General features: G+C 71.6%; 15 protein-coding genes. 6 read left to right on the top strand and 9 right to left on the bottom strand.

Annotation, left to right across the window (positions count from 1 at the left end):
* Positions 1–26: 26 nt before the first annotated feature.
* From AC5L3C_RS32405 to AC5L3C_RS32395, 3 genes are all read right to left on the bottom strand, one after another.
* Positions 27–656 (bottom strand): DedA family protein, encoded by a 630-nt coding sequence (locus AC5L3C_RS32405; RefSeq protein WP_493652672.1) that lies wholly within the window; start codon positions 654–656, stop codon positions 27–29.
* Positions 657–750: 94 nt separating this feature from the next.
* Positions 751–3,129 carry a phosphoketolase family protein gene (locus AC5L3C_RS32400; protein WP_493652670.1) on the bottom strand — a complete coding sequence of 793 codons (2,379 nt, stop codon included), beginning with the start codon at positions 3,127–3,129 and terminating at the stop codon, positions 751–753.
* 199 nt (positions 3,130–3,328) lie between these two features.
* Positions 3,329–4,228, bottom strand: a complete 900-nt coding sequence (locus AC5L3C_RS32395) for a universal stress protein (protein ID WP_493652668.1) — start codon at positions 4,226–4,228, stop codon at positions 3,329–3,331.
* A gap of 247 nt (positions 4,229–4,475) precedes the next feature.
* On the opposite strand from AC5L3C_RS32395, the gene AC5L3C_RS32390 reads away from it, so the two are divergent.
* Positions 4,476–4,940 carry a cyclic nucleotide-binding domain-containing protein gene (locus tag AC5L3C_RS32390; protein WP_493652667.1) on the top strand — a complete coding sequence of 155 codons (465 nt, stop codon included), beginning with the start codon at positions 4,476–4,478 and terminating at the stop codon, positions 4,938–4,940.
* 16 nt (positions 4,941–4,956) lie between these two features.
* Here the strand turns inward: AC5L3C_RS32390 and AC5L3C_RS32385 are convergent, their stop codons facing one another.
* On the bottom strand, positions 4,957–5,409 hold the full coding sequence (locus tag AC5L3C_RS32385; RefSeq protein WP_493652666.1) for a DUF4442 domain-containing protein: 453 nt from the start codon (positions 5,407–5,409) through the stop codon (positions 4,957–4,959).
* A gap of 119 nt (positions 5,410–5,528) precedes the next feature.
* Between AC5L3C_RS32385 and AC5L3C_RS32380 the strand changes: the two genes are divergently transcribed.
* Both AC5L3C_RS32380 and AC5L3C_RS32375 read left to right on the top strand, forming a co-directional pair.
* Entirely contained in the window at positions 5,529–6,539 is a 1,011-nt protein-coding gene (locus AC5L3C_RS32380; protein WP_493652665.1) for a DUF8017 domain-containing protein, read from the top strand.
* Positions 6,540–6,620: 81 nt separating this feature from the next.
* Positions 6,621–7,910 (top strand): MFS transporter, encoded by a 1,290-nt coding sequence (locus AC5L3C_RS32375; protein WP_493652663.1) that lies wholly within the window; start codon positions 6,621–6,623, stop codon positions 7,908–7,910.
* Between the two features lie 718 nt (positions 7,911–8,628).
* On the opposite strand, the gene AC5L3C_RS32370 is transcribed toward AC5L3C_RS32375, so the two are convergent.
* The 3 genes from AC5L3C_RS32370 to AC5L3C_RS32360 all read right to left on the bottom strand — a co-directional run bounded on the left by AC5L3C_RS32370 (position 8,629) and on the right by AC5L3C_RS32360 (position 11,747).
* A complete protein-coding gene (locus AC5L3C_RS32370) occupies positions 8,629–9,420 on the bottom strand; it encodes a spermidine synthase (protein WP_493654115.1) in 792 nt (263 codons plus the stop codon).
* Positions 9,421–9,553: 133 nt separating this feature from the next.
* Complete coding sequence (gene tuf / locus AC5L3C_RS32365) at positions 9,554–10,723, bottom strand: elongation factor Tu (RefSeq protein WP_125508476.1); 1,170 nt, start codon at positions 10,721–10,723, stop codon at positions 9,554–9,556.
* Positions 10,724–11,003: 280 nt separating this feature from the next.
* Positions 11,004–11,747: a DNA alkylation repair protein gene (locus AC5L3C_RS32360; RefSeq protein ID WP_493652661.1), complete on the bottom strand. Its 744-nt coding sequence runs from the start codon at positions 11,745–11,747 to the stop codon at positions 11,004–11,006.
* 49 nt (positions 11,748–11,796) lie between these two features.
* On the opposite strand from AC5L3C_RS32360, the gene AC5L3C_RS32355 reads away from it, so the two are divergent.
* From AC5L3C_RS32355 to AC5L3C_RS32345, 3 genes are all read left to right on the top strand, one after another.
* The gene (locus AC5L3C_RS32355) at positions 11,797–12,585 is read left to right on the top strand and encodes a TVP38/TMEM64 family protein (protein WP_493652658.1); all 789 of its coding nucleotides are present in this window, start codon (positions 11,797–11,799) and stop codon (positions 12,583–12,585) included.
* A gap of 219 nt (positions 12,586–12,804) precedes the next feature.
* Positions 12,805–13,680, top strand: a complete 876-nt coding sequence (locus AC5L3C_RS32350; RefSeq protein WP_493652656.1) for an undecaprenyl-diphosphate phosphatase — start codon at positions 12,805–12,807, stop codon at positions 13,678–13,680.
* A 592-nt stretch (positions 13,681–14,272) separates the two neighbouring features.
* On the top strand, positions 14,273–15,694 hold the full coding sequence (locus AC5L3C_RS32345; RefSeq protein ID WP_493652655.1) for an ATP-binding protein: 1,422 nt from the start codon (positions 14,273–14,275) through the stop codon (positions 15,692–15,694).
* A 424-nt stretch (positions 15,695–16,118) separates the two neighbouring features.
* On the opposite strand, the gene AC5L3C_RS32340 is transcribed toward AC5L3C_RS32345, so the two are convergent.
* The gene (locus AC5L3C_RS32340) at positions 16,119–17,129 is read right to left on the bottom strand and encodes an IS5 family transposase (protein ID WP_493652653.1); all 1,011 of its coding nucleotides are present in this window, start codon (positions 17,127–17,129) and stop codon (positions 16,119–16,121) included.
* 464 nt (positions 17,130–17,593) lie between these two features.
* On the bottom strand, positions 17,594–18,748 hold the full coding sequence (locus tag AC5L3C_RS32335) for an endonuclease domain-containing protein (protein WP_493652651.1): 1,155 nt from the start codon (positions 18,746–18,748) through the stop codon (positions 17,594–17,596).
* Between the last annotated feature and the right edge of the window lie 506 nt (positions 18,749–19,254).

Genomic DNA, 19,254 nt, shown 5'->3' with positions numbered 1-19,254 from the left:
GTTCCCCGCGCCCCTCCGGGGCGCCGCTACTCGCCCGCGACGGCAGGCTCGGGTGCTGCCTTCTTCGCCTTGCGCTTCAGTACCAGCATCGATGTGATGCCGATCAGTACCGCCAGCACCAGGCCCAGCCACGAGAAGCGCTTCAGCCAGGACTCGGCGACGATGCCGACGTAGTAGATGACGGCGGTGGTGCCGCCCGCCCACACGATGCCGCCGAGGACGTTGGCGGTGAGGAACTTCCAGTACGGCATCCTCAGCACGCCGGCGAGCGGGCCGGCGAAGATGCGCAGCAGGGCGATGAAGCGGCCGAAGAAGACCGCCCACATGCCCCACTTCTGGAAGGACCGCTCGGCGGCCGCGATGTGGCCCTCACCGAAGTGCCGGGGGAACTTCGCGCCCAGCCGGGCCAGCAGCGGCCGTCCGCCCTTGCGGCCGATGGCGTAGCCGATCGAGTCGCCGACGATCGCGCCGACGGTGGCGCAGGCACCGAGAAGCACCGGGTCGAGGTCGCCGTGCTGGGAGGCGAGCAGCGCGGAGGAGACCAGGATGATCTCCCCCGGCAGCGGGATGCCCAGGCTCTCCAGCCCGATGACCACACCCACCAGCGCGTACACGGCGACCGCGGGTACGGTCTCGAGCCACTCCTGCACGTGCAACGCCGTTTCCTTCCGTCGCCGGTCCCGTGTCCGTGCACCCGGACCCCGGGGTCGCGGTCGGGAAGCCTACCGGTTCACGGCGGCTGCCCCGTCCTCAGGCGTTCCAGCTCCACTCCGCGACTTCGGGCAGGTCGGTGCCGTGTTCGCGGATCCACGCGTGGTGCCTGGTGCGTGCGTCGGCCATCCGCTGGCGCAGGGCGGCCGACCGTACGGCCAGCCCCGGGACCCGGTCGATGACGTCCATCACCAGCCGGTAGCGGTCGAGATCGTTGCGGACGACCATGTCGAACGGCGTGGTCGTGGTACCGGACTCCTTGTAGCCCCGCACATGCAGGTGGTGGTGGCCGTTGCGGCGGTAGGCGAGGCGGTGGATGAGCCAGGGATAGCCGTGGTAGGCGAAGATCACCGGCTTGTCGGCGGTGAACAGGCCGTCGTACTCGAAGTCGGTCATGCCGTGCGGGTGCTCCCCGTGGGGCATCAGCCGGGCGATGTCGACGACGTTCACCACGCGGACCGCCAGTTCCGGCAGATGGCGGCGCAGCAGCTGCGCGGCGGCCAGCACCTCCTGGGTCGGCACGTCCCCGGCGCAGGCGAGCACCACGTCGGGTTCGCGGCCGTTCTCGGTGCCGGCCCACTCCCAGATCCCGGCGCCCCGCGCGCAGTGGACGCGCGCCTCGTCGATCGACAGCCAGTCGTAGCAGGGCTGCTTGCCCGCCACGATCACGTTGACGTAGTCGCGGCTGCGCAGGACGTGGTCCGCGACGGACAGCAGGGTGTTGGCGTCCGGCGGGAGGTAGACCCGTACGGCTTGGGGGCTCTTGTTGAGCACGTGGTCGACGAAGCCGGGGTCCTGGTGGGAGAAGCCGTTGTGGTCCTGGCGCCACACGTGCGAGGTGAGCAGGTAGTTGAGGGAGGCGATGGGGGCGCGCCAGGTCAGTTCCCGGGAGGTCTTGAGCCACTTGATGTGCTGGTTGACCATCGAGTCGACGATGTGCACGAACGCCTCGTAGCAGGAGAAGAACCCGTGCCGGCCGGTGAGGAGGTAGCCCTCCAGCCAGCCCTGGCAGAGGTGTTCGGAGAGGACCTCCATCACCCTGCCGTGCCGGTCGAGGTGTTCGTCGACCGGGAGGGTGGCGGCCTGCCAGGCCTTGCCGCTGGCGCCGTAGACGGCCTGGAGCCGGTTGGAGGCGGTCTCGTCGGGGCCGACGAGCCGGAAGTCCCGCCGGTCCGCGGTGTTCCGCATGACCTGTTCGAGGAGGTCGCCGAGGATCCGGGTGGGCTCGTGGAGCGTCGTGCCGGGCTTGTCGACGGGGACGGCGAAGTCGTCGAGGGAGGGCATGGGCAGGTCGCGCACCAGCACTCCGCCGTTGGCATGCGGCGTGGCGCCGAGGCGTCGGGCGCCTTCGGGAACGCAGGCGAGCACGTCCGGGACGGGCCGGCCCGCCTCGTCGAACAGCTCCTCGGGCCGGTACGACTTCAGCCAATCCTCGAGCTGCCGCAGGTGGCCCGGGTCGTCACGCACGCCGGGCAGCGGCACCTGGTGGGAGCGCCAGGTTCCCTCGACGGGCCGGCCGTCCACCTCGGCGGGGCCGGTCCAGCCCTTCGGGGTGCGCAGCACGATCACGGGCCAGCGAGGACGCTCGGCCGCGCCGTCCTCGCGGGCGGCGCGCTGCGCCTCGGCGATGCGGTCCAGGGCGGTGTCCATGGCCCCGGCCAGGGCGCGGTGGACGGCGGCGGGGTCGCCGCCGCTCACGTGGAGGGGTTCATGGCCGTAGCCGCGCAGCAGTGCGTCGAGTTCGGCCTCGGGCAGGCGGGCCAGGACGGTCGGGTTGGCGATCTTGTAGCCGTTGAGGTGCAGGATCGGCAGCACGGCGCCGTCGTGGACCGGGTCGAGGAACTTGTTGGAGTGCCAGGACGCGGCCAGCGGTCCGGTCTCCGCCTCCCCGTCGCCGATCACGCAGGCGACCAGCAGGCCGGGGTTGTCCAGGGCGGCGCCGTAGGCGTGGGCGAGGGAGTAGCCCAGTTCGCCGCCCTCGTGCACGGAGCCGGGGACCTCGGGGGCGACGTGGCTGGGCACACCGCCGGGGAAGGAGAACTGGCGGAACAGCCGCTCCATGCCCGCCGCGTCCCGGCCGACGTCCGGGTAGGTCTCGCTGTAGCTGCCCTCCAGCCAGGAGTTGGCCAGCACGGAGGGCCCGCCGTGCCCCGGCCCCCAGATGCACAGCGCGTCCAGGTCCCGGGCCGCGATCACCCGGTTGAGGTGGGTGTACACCAGATTCAGGCCGGGCGAGGTGCCCCAGTGCCCGAGCAGCCGGGGTTTGATGTGCTCGGGCCGGAGGGGCTCGGTGAGCAGCGGGTTGGCCAGCAGGTAGATCTGGCCCGCCGCCAGGTAGTTGGCGGCGCGCCAGTGGGCGTCCAGCGTGCGCAGTTCCTCGTCGCTCAGTACGGTCCGGGTGTCCTGGTCCTCAGGCATGGATGACTCCGTGAGTGGTCGGCCTGGGTGGTCGGGTGGCGGCGGGCGCGGGCGGGGGCCCGCGCCCCGGACGGGCCTCGGGAGCGGGGTACCAGTTTCCCGGGGGCCGATGCCCCTCGCACGGCGTGTCGGGCCAGGTGGCTCAATCCGGTACGGTCCGGGCGCGGGCGGCTCCCGTGGACAGCGGGCCGGGGCGGGCTCAGTCGTGTGCGACGACGGCGACCGGCGCGGACGAGTGGTGGATCACCGCGTGCGTGACGGGCCCGATGTGCGCGCCGAGCGGGCTGCGGCGGCCACGGCGGCCCACGACCACCAGCGAGGACTCGGCGGACGCCTCGACCAGGCGGACCGACGGGCTGCCGCCGAAGGGCTCCTCGACGACCTCCACCTGCGGGAACTTCTCACGCCAGGGGGCGAGCACCTGCGTCAGCCGCCCGGCCTCGTCCCCGGCGATGCCGGTGTACTCCTCGGGCGCGGCGGCGAGGCCGTAGGCGTAGTACGGGGGCAGCACCCAGCCGTGGAGGGCGCGCAGCGCGGTTTCCCGCCGTGCCGCCTCGGCGAAGGCGAACTCGAGCACCGACGCGTGGGGCCGCTCCACGTCCACGCCGAGCAGCACGGGCCGGTAGGGCGTGGCGGCGGACGGGATGCCCGCGGGGTCGGGTTCGTGCTCGTCGGCCGCCTGTTCGCCGGCCCGGACCAGGACGACGGGCCGCTCGGCGTGGGCCACGACGACGAGCCCGACCGAGCCGACCAGGAATCCGCCGACGCGGCCGAGCCCCCGGGAACCGAGCGCCAGCAGTTCGGCGTCCCGCGCAGCCTCGGTCAGCACCTCGTACGGCATGCCGTCGACACGCTCGTGCGTGATCTCGGCACCGGGGTGGCGCAGCCGCAGTCCCTCGGCGGTCTCCCGCAGCATGCGGTCGCTCCAGGGCGTCCCGTCACCGGGCGGGGACGGCTCGGGCGCGGGCCCCGGTACCGGCCGCCTGACGTGGAGCAGCCGCAGCGGCAGGCCGCGCAGCAGTGCTTCGCGGGCCGCCCACTCGGCGGCGGCCCGGCTCTCGGCGGAGCCGTCCAGTCCGACTGTGATGGTGCGGGTCATGGTGTGCGCCTCCGGCCGTTGGACGATCACAACAGTGGACGATCATCACGAGTCTCGCCCGCGCACCGGAGCCGGTCCCAGGGGCCACAGGTCCCGGCCCCGCGCCGAAGGGCCCCGAGGAACGGGGCCGGTGCGGACAAGGGCCGAACGCCGCGTGCTTGGGGCCGTACGGCCCTGGGGCCGGGCGGTGCGCAGCGGGACGCTGACGGGGCAACGGCCGTACCTCGTCCCGCCCGGGAGGCCCGCCATGTTCGCTCCCCCGTCCCCCAGCATGCCGCGCGCGCTGCCCGCCGGGCACCGGGCGAGGCTCATGCGGACCGCCCGTGAGGTGTCCTTCCCGCAGGGCGCCCGGTTGTTCGAGGAGGGCGGCCAGGCGGACCGGTTCTGGGTGATCCGTACCGGCACCGTCGAACTCGACATGCGGGTGCCCGGACGCCGGGCCGCCGTCATCGAACGCCTCGGGCACAACGAGCTCGTCGGCTGGTCGTGGCTCTTCTCCCCGCATGTGTGGCACCTGGGCGCCGAGGCGGCGACTCCGGTGCGGGCGTACGAGTTCGACGCCCCGGCCGTCCTCGCCCTGTGCCAGGAGGACGCCGAAGTCGGCCGGGATCTTGCGCAGTGGGTCGGCGCCGTGGTGGCCCACCGGCTGCACGCCACCCGGGTCCGGCTGCTGGACATCTACGGTCCGTACGGCGCCGGCGCGACCCTGTGAGCCGTGGAGGCCGGCGTCAGCTGTTGGGGCGCAGGGTCCACACGACGGTCATCTCGCCGGTCACCGCGCCGTCCTCGCGGCGGATGGCGACCGACACGGGGAACTCCGGGCGGTGGCCCTCGTCCAGTTCCGCCACGACCTCTGCGGCCGGGCGGCCGAGGGTCGCGGTGGCGGTCACCGGGCCCATCGCCAGCTTCTTGTAGGCGATCTCGGCACGGACCGCCAGCGGCACCGCGCGGGCGAGCTGGTCCCCGAACGCGGCGAGCACGATCGCGCCGCTCGCGGACTCACCGAGGGTGAACATGGCCCCGGCGTGCGGGCCTCCCACGTGGTTGTGGTAGCCGGCCTGGTCGGGCAGGGCCACCACGGCACGCTCGGGTGTGGTCTCCAGGAACTGGAGACCGAGGGTTCGGGCCATGGGCACCGTGGCGGCGAGCATCTCGCCGACGGACATCTGGTCTGCGCTCATGCCCGCATGTTACCCGTGAGTAGCTCGTGGACGCCATGCCGCCGGGGCTCCAAGTTGCTACGTCCCCGTCAAGATGCGGTGACCCAATCGTGTCCCGGGCGCGGTTAGGGTGGCTGGCCATGTGGCCAGGACAGCAGCCGCCCGGGGGCGAGCAGAACCCGCAGTCGAACAATCCGTACCAGCAGCCGGGGTACCAGCAGCCGAATCCGTACCAGCAGCCCGGCTATCAGCAGCCGAACCCGTATCAGCAGCAGTCGCAGTGGAGCGGTCCGGCGACGGCCGGCATGCCGCAGCCGCCGCAGGGCGGGGGCGGCGGGAACCGGACCAAGCTGGTGGCCGTCGTGGCGGCCACGGCCGTGGTCGTGGCGGCGGGGGTCACCGGCTTCCTGGTGCTCGGCGGTGACGAGAACGACGAGGCCGAGGGCAAGAAGGACGCCAAGCCGAGCGCGACCGCGCCCAAGGAGACCTCCGCCGAGCCGACCGCCTCCGCGACGAGCGGCAACCCGCGCGGCGGCGAGGAGGAGAAGGCGACCATCGACGGCTGGCAGGTCGTCGTCAACACGCGCTTCGGCACCAAGTTCGACGTCCCCGGCGACTGGGAGATCGAGAAGCCCGGCACGAGCGTGGGCTTCGAGTGGGAGGAGAAGGACGGTGAGATGGGCCGGACCACCGTCACCGCCCCGGCCTATCTGAAGTCCAAGTGGTGCACCACCGACAGCGACAAGGACGGCCGCAAGGAGGACACCGCCCTCGTCACCGCCGGATCGCGCGGCGAGAACGGCGCGAAGACCACGCAGGAGGCGGCCGAGACGCGGGTGCCGTGGTGGATCTACGGCGGGTACACCCAGCCCGACAAGAAGAGCATCAAGATCGAGGAGCCGAAGGCGTACACCACGAAGTCGGGCATCAAGGGCCACGTCGCCATGGCGCACTCGGAGGACACCCCGCAGAAGGGCAAGTGCGAGAGCGACGGCAAGGCGATCACGTTCGCGTTCAAGAACGGCGCGGGTGACTACGTCACCTGGAACCTGTACGGGGCCAAGGGCGTCAAGGACGAGATCTCGGACGAGACCGTGCAGAAGATCCTCAGCACGGTGCGCCTGACCGAGGAAGCGCCGACGAACTCGTAGCCGGCCGGTAACGGCGGCGCATGCGCGAGGGGACCGGTCACACATTTGGCAAGTCGGCCCCCGCCCGGCGATAGTCGCGGGGTGCCGACCTCCGTGCTTCGCCGCCGTCCCGTGTGGGCCGGGCGCAACTACTCCCTGCTGACCGCCGCCGCCGTGGTGACCGGTCTGGGCAGCAACGGCGCGCTGATCGCCGCCGCGTTCGCCGTCCTCGAGGCGGGCGGCGACGGCGGCGACGTGGGTCTGGTGGCCGCCGCACGCACGCTGCCGCTGGTGCTGTTCCTGCTGATCGGCGGCGCCGTCGCGGACCGGCTGCCGCGCCACCGGGTGATGGTCGCGGCCAACGTCCTGAACTGCCTCTCGCAGGCCGCGTTCGCGGTGCTGGTCCTGGCGGGCGAGGCGCGGCTGTGGCAGATGATGCTCCTCAGCGCGCTCGCCGGCACCGGCCAGGCGTTCTTCAACCCGGCCGCCGAGGGCATGCTGCTCTCCTCGGTCGACGGTGCGCAGGCCGGGCGGGCGTTCGCCGTGTTCCGGATGGCGATGCACGGGGCGACCCTCGGGGGTGCCGCGCTCGGCGGTGCGATGGTCGCCGCGATCGGGCCGGGCTGGGTGCTGGCGGCTGACGCGGCGGCCTTCGCGGTCGCGGCCGCGCTGCGGGCGTTCCTCGACGTACGGCACATCCCCGAGCGCGCTCCGGGCGGCGGCATGCTCTCCGATCTGAAGGAGGGCTGGCGGGAGTTCACCGGCCGGCCGTGGCTGTGGGGCATCGTCGTCCAGTTCTCCGTCGCCAACGCGGTCGTCGGCGCGGCCGACGCGGTCTACGGGCCGCTGGTCGCCCGGGACCACCTGGGCGGGGCCGCGCCGTGGGGTGTGGCGCTGGCCTTCTTCGGCGGGGGCACGGTGGTGGGAGCGCTGCTGATGACCCGCTGGCAGCCGCACCGTCTGCTGCTCGTCGGCACCCTGTGCGTGTTCCCGCTGGCGCTGCCGTCCGCGGCGCTCGCCGTGCCGGTACCGGCCGCGGCGCTGTGCGCGGTGATGTTCGCGACCGGTGTGTCCGTGGAGGTGTTCGGGGTCTCCTGGATGACCGCGCTGCACCAGGAGATCCCCGAGGAGAAGCTGTCCCGGGTGGCGGCGTACGACTGGTTCGGCTCCGTCGCACTGGTGCCGGCGGCGATGGCGCTGGCGGGCCCGGCGGAGACGGCGTTCGGCCGCACGGAGGCGCTGTGGGGCTGCGCCGCGCTGGTCGTGATCGTCACGGCGGCCGTCCTGTGCGTCGCGGACGTACGCAACCTGCGCCGCCGGACGGTGCACGTCACCGGCATGACCGAAGCCGGTCACCCGGCCGGCACACGCGAGACGACACCCCAGGACTGACGCCCCGGGCACCGACCACCCCGACGCCAACCCCCTGCCCGCCTGCTGGACCCGGGACACCACGGTGCCGGCCCACCGCCCGCCCGCCGAGCCCGTGGCGGCACCACCGCACCGGGCCACCGCACGACAAACCACCCCCGCCCGCCAGACCGTCCGCGACACCACAGCACCCACACCACCGCGCCGACCGTCCCAGCGACCGTGCGCTGCCCCCGCCGAGCCCACGACGACACCACACCGGCGACACCAGGCCACCGCACGACAAACCACCCCCGCCCGCCAGACCGTCCGCGACACCACAGCACCCACACCACCGCGCCGACCGTCCCAGCGACCGTGCGCTGCCCCCGCCGAGCCCACGACGACACCACACCGGCGACACCAGGCCACCGCACGACAAACTACCCCCGCTCGCCAGGCCATCGGCGGAACCACAGCACCGACACCGCGGTGCCGGCCGTCCCGGGACGGTCCGTCCCCGCCCGCCAGGCCCACGGCGGCGCCACGGTGCCGGCCGCCCCGTGCTTGCGGGGTGCCTCCCCACCGCCCACCCGTGCCGCCCCGGGGGCACCTACCCAGGCCCTCATGGCACTGAGGGAGGAACGACTTGCCCCTGGTTGGCGGCAGGCAGGCCGCCCGGATGCGACGCGTTCACCCCCGCTCACCGAGCCCACCACGCCACCACCGCGCCTGGGCCCGCTCCAACCTCCGCCGTGTGTCAGCCGATGCCGAAGGCTCCGGCAGGGGGTTCGGGGGACGGTACGGCGTCCTCGTCCCGTACCGGGTGCGCGCCGGCGATGAAGTCCCGTAGTGCGGCGCCGTGTTCCACCCGGGCCGGGAATGCGTCGGCGGCGGTGGCGCGGGACAGGCGGGCGATGTCCAGCGGGCGGTGGGCGGCGACGAGGACCGCGTTGCCGAAGCGGCGGCCGCGCAGCACCCCAGGCTCGGCGATCAGCGCGAGTTCCCCGAACCGCGTTCCGAGCGTGGCGAGCTGGGAGCGCAGGAAGGCGAACGGGGCCGCGTCCGGGAGGTTCGCCAAGTAGACCCCGTCGGGCCGCAGGACGCGCGCGGCCTCACGGACGTAGGCGACGGAGGTCAGATGGGCCGGCACGCGTGAGCCGCCGAAGACGTCGGCGACCAGGACGTCCGCGCTGTCGTCGGGGGCGGCCTCCAGCCAGGCGCGGGCGTCCGCCGCGTGCGGCGTGACATCGGCGCCGGCGGGAAGCGGCAGGTGCTCGGCGACCAGTTCCAGCAGACGCCGGTCGAACTCCACGACGTGCTGCCGGGAGCCGGGCCGGGTGACGGCCAGATAGCGGGGCAGGGTCAGCGCGCCGCCACCGAGGTGCAGGGCGTCCACCGGGGCGCCCGGCGCGGCGAGGACGTCCAGGACGTGCCCGAGCCGCCGGGCGTACTCGAACTCCAGGTGCGCCGGCTCGTCCAGGTCGACGTACGACTGCGGCGCTCCGTCGACGGTCAGCAGCCAGGCCCGCTCCCGGTCCACGTCGGGCATCAGCTTGGCGGTGCCGTGATCGACGACACGGGTCACGGGAATGGGCTCGCTCTCGCTCACCGCTCCATTGTGCCGCCGGTCCGACGGCCGGCTGCCCGCCCTCTCGCGCAGGGGGCGGGCAGCCGACCGCAGCTCAGCCGACCGAGGTCACCGTGCCGGCGCCGACCGTGCGGCCGCCCTCACGGATGGCGAATCCGAGCCCGGATTCCAGCGGCACCTCGCGCCCCAGCTCCACGGTCATCGTGACCGTGTCCCCGGGCCGCGCCACCGCCGTCTCCCCGAGGTCGACGTCACCGACGACATCGGCCGTGCGGATGTAGAACTGCGGCCGGTACCCGGTCGCGACCGGCGTCGTGCGGCCGCCCTCGCGGGCGGAGAGCACGTACACCTGCGCGGTGAAGCGCCGGCTCGGCACCACGCTGCCCGGCGCCGCCACCACGTGCCCGCGCCGCACCGCGTCGCGCGGCACCCCGCGCAGCAGCAGCGCCACGTTGTCACCGGCCTGCGCCTCCTCCATGGGCTTGCCGAAGGTCTCCAGGCCGGTCACCACGGTCTCCACCTCGGCGCCGAGCACCTGGACCCGGTCACCGACGCGGACCGTACCGCGCTCCACCGCGCCCGTGACGACGGTGCCCCGCCCGGTGATGGTGAGCACGTTCTCCACCGGGAGCAGGAACGGCGCGTCCAGATACCGCTCGGGCATGGGCACATAGGTGTCCACCGCGTCGAGCAGCGCCTCGACCGACGCCGTCCAGCGCGGGTCGCCTTCCAGCGCCTTGAGCCCGGAGACCCGTACGACGGGCGCGGACTCACCGCCGTAGCCGTGCGCGGAGAGCAGGTCGCGGACCTCCAGCTCGACCAGGTCGGTCAGCTCCTCGTCGCCCGCGTCCGCCTTGTTGAGCGCCACCACGATGTGGTCGACGCCCACCTGACGGGCCAGCAGGACGTGCTCGGCGGTCTGCGGCATGATCCCGTCGAGCGCGGAGACGACGAGGATCGCCCCGTCGAGCTGCGCGGCGCCGGTGACCATGTTCTTGACGTAGTCGGCGTGACCGGGCATGTCCACGTGGGCGTAGTGCCGGGTGTCGGTCTCGTACTCCACGTGCGCGATGTTGATGGTGATACCGCGAGCGGCCTCCTCCGGCGCCCGGTCGATGCGGTCGAACGGGACGAAACTGCCGGAGCCGCGCTCGGCGAGGACCTTGGTGATGGCGGCGGTCAGGGTGGTCTTGCCGTGGTCGACATGGCCCATCGTGCCGATGTTCAGATGCGGTTTGGTGCGGACGTACGCCGTCTTGGACATGGCGGTACCTCGAAGCCTCTCGGTGGTGACGCGTGAGAGCCCCGGGCGCGGCGGATCGGCGCGCGGCCGGGACGACGGACCCCAGGAACCTGGCCGACCCTCCCCCTGGGGGGTCCGCCGGACGATCCGGGGAGGGTCAGCTTCGGGCGCCGTCGACAGCGGCGACGAGAGCGGGAACGGCAGCCTTCGGGGCATCCGCGACCGCGGATGCTGCGAGGTGGAAGGCGTACCGGAACATGGCTCCGATCATTGCCGACAGCCCGCCCCGCGTCGAATGGTTTTAGGGCCGGCCGGTGCCGGTGTTCCGCAGCGCCTCGCGCACCGACAGCGGTGCGAACCGGCCCTGCTCGCGCGCCAGGAACGCCCGCACGGCGTCCGGGTCGGTCTTGGCGTACTCGCGCAGGCACCAGCCGACGGCCTTGCGGATGAAGAAGTCCGGGTGGCCGGAGTGGCGCAGGCAGTAGTCGAAAAGTCGTTCGGTGTCGGTGCGCTCCCGGTAGCGCAGCTGGTGGAGCAGGGCGGCGCGGACGAGCCACATGTCGTCGGCGGCGATCCACTCGTCCATGGCGGCGGTGAGGTCGGGGTCGGCGGCGACCAGCGCCCCGACGACGTGCGCGGCGAGCAGGTCGACGGTGTCCCACCACGGGACGGTGGTGACGAGGTGCCGTGTGACGGGCAGGAAACCGGAGGAGCAGCGCCGTACGTGGCGGCGCAGGTAGTCCACGGCGAAGTAATGGTACTCGCGCTCGGGCAGCTGCCAGCAGCGCAGGGCGACGGCGGCGCAGTCGGCCTCGTCGGGCCGCGCCGTCCCCGCCAGCACGGTGCGGGACAGGGCGCGGCGGACCGGGGTGTTCAGGCCCAGGAAGGGGGCGACGTCCTTCATGTACGCCCGCATGGCCGCGGCCCGTTCGGGGTCGGCGGCGGCCCCGTACACGGAGGTGAGCCGCTCGATCACCGTGTCGGCGAGCGGGCTGTCCGGCACCGGCGGTGTCCGGGCGGCCGCCCCGTCTGCTGTGACGCGCATGAGACGAACACTACGGCGATCAGACATCTTTGTCGGTTAGTGTCACCGGATGCTCGATGCCACCACCCGCTCTGGGGGCACCGCCGCGGCCTCTCCCCGGGCCGCCACCACGGACCTCGCGGTCGCCGTCCCCACGGCCGCACCCGCTCTCGTACCCGCTGCCGGCTGGGCCGCCCGGTGCGCGAGAGTGCTGCTGTCGCCGTGGTCACGGCTGTCGCTGCTGGTCGTCCTGCTCGCCACGGCGGCGACGCTGATGCTGGTCCTGGAACCGCAGCGGCTGCTGACGGACGGCTGGACGAACCGGCTGGGCGGGGTCGCGGCGGTGGTGGCGTACGCGGTGGCCTACGGGGTGTGCACGGTGGCGTTCGTGCCGCGTCCGCTGCTGAACCTGGCCGCGGGCGCGTTGTTCGGCTCCCAGCTGGGGCTGACCGCCGCTCTGGGCGGCACGGTGCTGGGTGCAGGGCTGGCGTTCTGTCTGGGGCGGGCGCTCGGCCAGGAGGCGCTCCGTCCGCTGCTGCGCGGCCGCTGGCTGCGGGCGGCGGACAACCAGCTCAGCAGGCACGGCTTCCGCTCGATGCTGGCGGCGCGGCTGTTCCCGGGGATCCCCTTCGCCGCCTCGAACTACTGTGCCGCCGTCTCGCGGATGGGCCTTCTGCCGTTCCTGCTGGCGACGGGGCTCGGCTCCATCCCGAACACCGCCGCCTACGTGGTGGCCGGCGCCCGCGCCTCGACGCCGACGTCCCCGGCCTTCCTGATCGCGCTGGCCTGCATCACCGTCCCCGGCATCGCGGGCGCGGTGGTGGCGTGGCGCAAGCGGCACCGGATGCGCGGACACTGACCTGGTGGGGTCGTACCGGAGCTGACGTCCCGTCCGCGGTCGCCAGGGTGGACGGTGAGCGGCCCGGGCGCCGACGGCGAGCCGCGTCGCCCCTGCACCGGGGGTTCACTTTGGGGCGCTACGCTTCGCCCTCGGCGCGCCTGATCATCGATCACCGCGGACAGCGGTGTGGTGTGCCCTTCGCCCCTTCCTCGATCGGCACTTGGACTCCGTTACCTCATGTCTTGGTTTGAATCCCTCGTCCTCGGACTCGTCCAGGGGCTGACCGAGTTCCTGCCCATCTCCTCCAGCGCGCATCTGCGGCTGACCGCCGCCTTCTCCGGCTGGGAGGATCCGGGCGCCGCGTTCACCGCGATCACCCAGATCGGCACGGAGGCCGCGGTGCTGATCTACTTCCGCGAGGACATCGGCCGGATCCTGTCGGCGTGGGTCCGGTCCCTCACCGACAAGGAGATGCGCCGGGACCAGGACGCGCGCATGGGCTGGCTGGTGATCGTCGGTTCGATCCCGATCGGCGTGCTCGGGGTGACCCTCAAGGACCAGATCGAGGGACCGTTCCGTGATCTGCGGCTCACGGCGGCGATGCTGATCGGCATGGGCGTCGTGCTCGGCGTCGCCGACCGGCTCGCGGCGCGGGACGAGAGCGGCGGCCGGCACCGCGTGGCCAAGCGGCGCAAGGAGCTCGGGGACCTCACCGTCAGGGACGGCCTGATCTACGGCGTCTGCCAGGCCATGGCCCTCATCCCCGGTGTCTCCCGCTCCGGTGCCACCATCAGCGGCGGCCTGTTCATGGGCTACCGACGGGAGGCCGCGGCCCGCTACTCCTTCCTGCTCGCCGTCCCCGCGGTGCTGGCCTCCGGCCTGTTCGAACTGCAGGACGCGACCGAGGGCGGACACGTCTCCTGGGGTCCGACGCTGTTCGCGACCGTCATCGCCTTCGCCGTCGGGTACGCGGTGATCGCGTGGTTCATGAAATTCATCAGCACCAAGTCGTTCATGCCGTTCGTCTGGTACCGCATCGCACTCGGCATCGTCATCATTGTGCTGGTCAGCGTGGGTGTGGTGAGTCCTCATGCGGCCGAATCCGGCGGCTGAACCAGGGCCGCACAGGTAGCGCTATCCAGCATTTCCTAGCACCTGATTGCAGCACCACGCCATGATCATCTCCCACTTGTCTCCCACCTGGGAGGCGGGACGCACTCCCCCTGGGACGTGTGCGTCCGCAAAGCAAGGGATGGCACGGAAGGGACCGCGCAAGCCGTGCGGGCCCTTCCGTACAGAGGGTGGAGCGGGTCAGCTCAGGCCGAGGTGATCCAGGAGGGCCTAGACACGGTCGGCGAGGGCCTTCTCAAGGTCCGGGCTGCTCGTGGCCAGTGCCAGCACGGCGGTCACAATGACGTCGCTGAGCTCCTTGACCTCCTTCTCGACGTCCTGCCACCTGTGGCTGTTGCCCTTGAGCGGGTTGGCACCAAGGGCGCCAGTGATGGCCTCCGCCGCCTCTCCATACTCCTCCCCGAGCTCGAGGACTCGAGCTGGCCGCCCAGCCGGCCGATGTCCGGCGAGCCATCCCACTCCGAGCCGGCCCGCCGTAGTGCGTGGGTATCGCACCGGCAGAGGCACCGGACAGGCGTATTACTCTCATCAATGAGAGTATCATTGAAGGTAGTCACATCCAGGAGAGTGCATCGTGAACGGTTTCATCGGGCGCCGGACCGAACTCGGCCTCTTGCGAGACCTGCTGCGCACGGTGCAGGCGGGCAGCAGAGGCGGACGACCGGGCCGCGCCATCCTGATCCGCGGGCGCCGAAGGGTAGGCAAGTCGCGGCTCGTAGAAGAGTTCCTGGAACGAGCAGAGCTTCCGCACGTCTTCTTCACCGCCATCGGCGGCTCCCGAGACGAGGACCTGGCGGGCTTCACCGCCGAATTGGCCGCGTCCGCCCTGCCTGACGCCAGCCGCTTCTCGGACTTCGCCACACCACAGAGCTGGGATGCGGCCCTAAGCCTGCTCGCCACCGCTCTGCCCTCCGACGCACCCAGCATTGTCGTACTCGATGAGATGCCCTATCTCGTGCGTGAGGACGCCAGTTTCGAGGGAGCCTTGCAAAAGTCCTTCGACCGGACCCTGTCCAAGCTCCCGGTCCTGCTGATCCTCATCGGTTCGGACATCGCCATGATGGAACAGCTCAACACCTACGGACGCCCCTTCTATCAGCGTGGCACCGAGATGGTCGTCCCCGCTCTCACCCCCCACGACGTCGCCTCCATGCTCGACCTAACCCCGGCCGACGCCTTCGACGCTCACCTCATCACGGGCGGCCTTCCCTTGATCCTGGAGGAATGGCCCCACGGCGCCGGTCTGTGGGACTACCTCGAACAGGCCCTCACCCGGCCCACCTCCGCACTCCTCGTCAGCGGCGAACGCACCCTGGCCGCCGAATTCCCCACCGAAGCGCAAGCCCGCACCGTCCTCAGCGCCATCGGCCACGGCGAACGCACCTTCACGCTCATCGGCCGAGCCGCCGGCGGCCTCCACCCAGGCTCCGTCAAACGCTCCCTGGAACTCCTCACCGGCCGCCGCATGGTCGCCGCCGAACTCCCCCTGTCCACCAAGCCGAGCCGCGAGACGCGCTACCGCATCGACGACCCCTACCTGCGGTTCTGGCTCTCCTTTATCGGCCCCGGCATCCCCGCCGTCGAACGCGGCCGCGGCGACCGCGTTCTCGACTCCATCCGAACGAGCTGGACATCCTGGCGCGGGCGCGCCATCGAACCCGTCATCCGCGAAGCCCTCTGGCGCCTGGCCGACGACTGGCTCCCCGAGGGCACCGGCGTCGTCGGAGGCTACTGGACCCGCACCAACGACCCGGAGATCGACCTCATCGGCGCCGACCGCTCCCCCATCGCAAAGAAGATCACCTTCGCGGGATCCATCAAATGGCTTGAGAACAAGCCCTTCGACCAGCGCGACCTGGCCCGCCTGATCACCCACCGCTCCCAGCTTCCCGGGGCCGACGACGACACCCCCCTGCTCGCGGTCGCCCGCAGCGGCTGCACCGCGGAAGGAATCACCACCCTCATCCCGGAAGACCTGCTCGCCGCTTGGAACTGAGCGGGGACTCAAGACCGTTCAACTTGCGCACCGCGCATATGTCGTCGAGCCCGCCGTAAACTCCGGCCTCACCTTGTCCTACCACAACAGCCGCACCGAAGGCGTCAACACCCGCACCAAAAGGTTTATGAGACAGATGCACGGACGCGCCGGATTCGACTTCCTCCGCCACCGCATCCTCCTGCCCTGACGGCTACTCGGCGTCACCACCGACTACGGGCCAGAGCGGGTGGAATCGGCAGCCGACCGGACCCCGGCCCACGCCGCGGCCGCGGCCGCGGGACACGGACGGCACCACTCACCGGAGCCCACCACCGGCGAAGAGCCCCCGGCCTGGTCCCGCAGACAGTTCAGTTGACCCGGTCCGCGGCATGCAACTGGACCCGGCAACCGCCCCCGAACGACGCGACACTGACACCGGCAGCTACTTCGTCATGGGCGCACGAGCCGGCACCGGGCCGGTTCGTCTGCGGCAACGGCCGAGACGGCGGGTCATGACCATGGTCATGGACCACAGGATCATCGCCTCCAACGACGCGGGCAGCCGTTCGCAGTCCCGGGCGAGGCGCCGGGAGCGGGTGAGCCAGGCGAAGGTCCGCTCGACGAGCCACCGTTTGGGCAGCACGACGAAGCCTGTCCGGCTGTCGCTGCGGCGGATGACGGTCAGTGTCAGGTTCAGGACCGTCGCGCACCAGCCCACCAGGATGCCGGTGTATCCGCTGTCCGCCCACACCCGCCGAAGCCGGTGATGCCGCCGCGCGGCCTGAAAGAGGAGGTCCTGGGCGGCGTGGCGGTCTCCCGTCGAGGCGGGGGTGACCATGACCGCGAGGATCAGGCCGAAGGTGTCCACCACGATGTGCCGCTTGCGCCCTTTGATCTTCTTCCCGCCGTCATAGCCGCTGGTCGCGGCCTCGACCGTCGACGTGCTCTTCGGGGACTGCGAGTCGATCACCCCCGCTGTCGGCTCCGCCTCCCGGCCCTGCGCTTCGCGGGTCGCGGCACGGAGGCGGTCGTGGAACTCGCCGGTCAGCCCCTGCTTGCGCCAGCGGGTGAAGAATCGGTGCACCGCCTTCCACGGCGGGTAATCGGCAGGAAGCGCTGGCCACTTCACGCCGTTGTCGACCACGTACCTGATCGCATCGAGTATGTCCCGGTGGCAGTACTCCTCCGGCCGGCCACCCCTACCCTCGGCCCACGCGGGCTTCGGGATCATGTCGCGGACCGCGGCCCACTCCGCGTCCCTCATGTCGGTCGGATACCAGTGCCTGCCGGACGGATTGTCCGCGGCGTTGCCGTACGTGTGGGCGAAGCAGTCGCACGTCCGCGTGTCCGGAATGGACTCTTTCGCAGCAGACCGATACAACTGCGGCAACAGGGCCTCCCGGTGAGCAGCGGCGTAGACGGTCGCGTCCCGCGAGGTGGTGTAGGCGATCACGCGCTTCGCCCTCCGGTCCCCGGCTCGCGGTGATCTCCACGTCGGCGCGGCGCGCGAAGCGGCCCGGTCAGGCGCCGGGAGTGCCCCAGCCGGTCGACGTACCCGGCGTGACCTGCGAGTCCGGTCCGTTGATCGGCTACACCACCCGGCGGGACGCCATCGCGTAGACACCCTCTGTGCTACCGAGAGGCCCTGCCTTCATGCCCCCGCGCAGCCATAATCACCTGAACAGCACACCCATACGGAACCCCAAGCTCCACACTCGGTTTCGAGAAGCCCTCTCATAGCGTGCCGCGGCCGGCCGACACCCGCGCGGTGTGGCTCGACAGAGGCATGAAGGTGACGCAGTGACTTCAAGTCAGGGTGCCCACCGCACTACTGACAGCCGCCGGTTCCTTCCGAGCTCGGCGCACAGGCCGCCGGACGAAGTCCGCGGCCTGTGAAGCCGGTTTGCTGGTGTTCGGTCAGAAGAGCGCCAGGCCTTCGCCGCTGGTGTCAGCTACGACGGGCCGGGGTTCGGCAGGGAGGCCGTCCAAGCGGTCGGGACCGGCTTCGGCCGCCACAGCAGGGGCGGTCTCGGCCAGCCAGGTGCCGAACCGCTCGACGGCCTCCCGGTAGGGCACCCGTGCCAGGACGCGGTGCTCGCCGGAGGGGCAGAAGTCGACGGAGACGGTGAGCAGGCAGGAGCGAGGTGTGTTCTGACTGCCCGTCCACGAGACCCGCAGCACTCCGCAGGGCTTCCGCCCGCGGGAACCAGGGTGAGTGGGGCGCAGGGTGCGGGTGGCTGTGTGGGCGGTCCATGCGGCGAGGTGAGGCAGAGGCAGAGTGGTGCGGGTGCGGCAGCCCGGACAGCGGTGCCAGTGGCGCAGCCAGCCGACCGCGTCGGTCTCGAAGAGGCGATGGTAGCGGCTGGCGACGCGGATGTCGTTGTCGTACAGGTGGTCGGGGCGCTCCAGTGTGTTGCAGGACGGGCAGACCGGGGCGCGGACGTAGCCGTGTTCATGGCAGTGATCCAGCACAGCAGACGGCACCGTACTGCAGACGGCACACACCCACCCGGCCACCTGGCGGGACATACCCGGCTTGCGGCTCAGCACCGAGTACAACTGACCCCGCAGCTCCCCCGTATACGGGCGCTGCGGAATGGCTGCACCGTTCACGCCCGTCGCGGACTGGCAGTCGGTGGCTCGGGGACCCCGGCGGTGCTGTTCGGTGACAGCTGTCTCCGCCTTGCCGACCCGCGTGGTGTGCAGCCACTCGGCTTCCGTGTGCTCGGCCGTGTCCAGCAGCCTGACCACGGCACGCGGAAGCCACCACGACTGCTCGCCCCTGTCACGGGACCGCTGCACCAGCAGCCGCCGCCAGTCGACCCCTGCCAGATGAGACCCCGGTCCGTGCTCACGGCCGGCCTGCCGTCCGGGATGATCTGCCTCTCGCAGTTCCCAGCTGATGCGCCGACGCCAACCACGCAGCGTTCCACCCTGGCGCTCCTGCTCTGGCGCACCACGGAACGGACCGATACGGACCAGATCCAGGGCGTCCACCTCCACCGCGTTCCATGCCGTCGCCGCCCGGCGCACCTCAGCCTCCGGAGCTCTCCACCAGCCGTCCTCCGTCATCACCAGCTCCACCACACACGTACCGAGCAAGACATAACGCCCCAGCCGGACATCAGAAGGAAAGCAGGTGAATACTGCGGAAGTCGCCGGTACCGCGCTACCGGCCGTCAGGCTGGCCCACACACTGTCGGCGGCGGCCAGAGTGACCAGATGATCTGCCCGGCCCGGGGCAACACGCTCGGCCATACCGAAAGACTAACGACCGGCACCAGCACACCGACAGCCAGTGCCTGGTTCTGGTGCCAGGAGAGCCGCCTGGCTAGCGGCGGGCGCCCAGTGCTGACGGATGATCTTCTCCGTGGGCTTCCGCCCACGACCAGCATGAGCACTCCGAGCAACAATCACACCAGCCCTTCGACTTCCGACTTCAGGTTGGCGAAGGCTCCGTGAACCGCGAACACATAGACGAGCAAGCACGCCGTACCGGATGGGCGCGAAGGCCGACTGCAGGGAGCGGTTCCCAATGGTTGGCCGCTGCTGACGAAGAAGGTCAACCTCGGCCTGGT

The organism is Streptomyces speibonae (genome assembly GCF_984686075.1).
The sequence above is the reverse complement of the archived record's forward strand: the minus strand, read 5'-3'. Positions and strand labels throughout refer to the sequence as shown.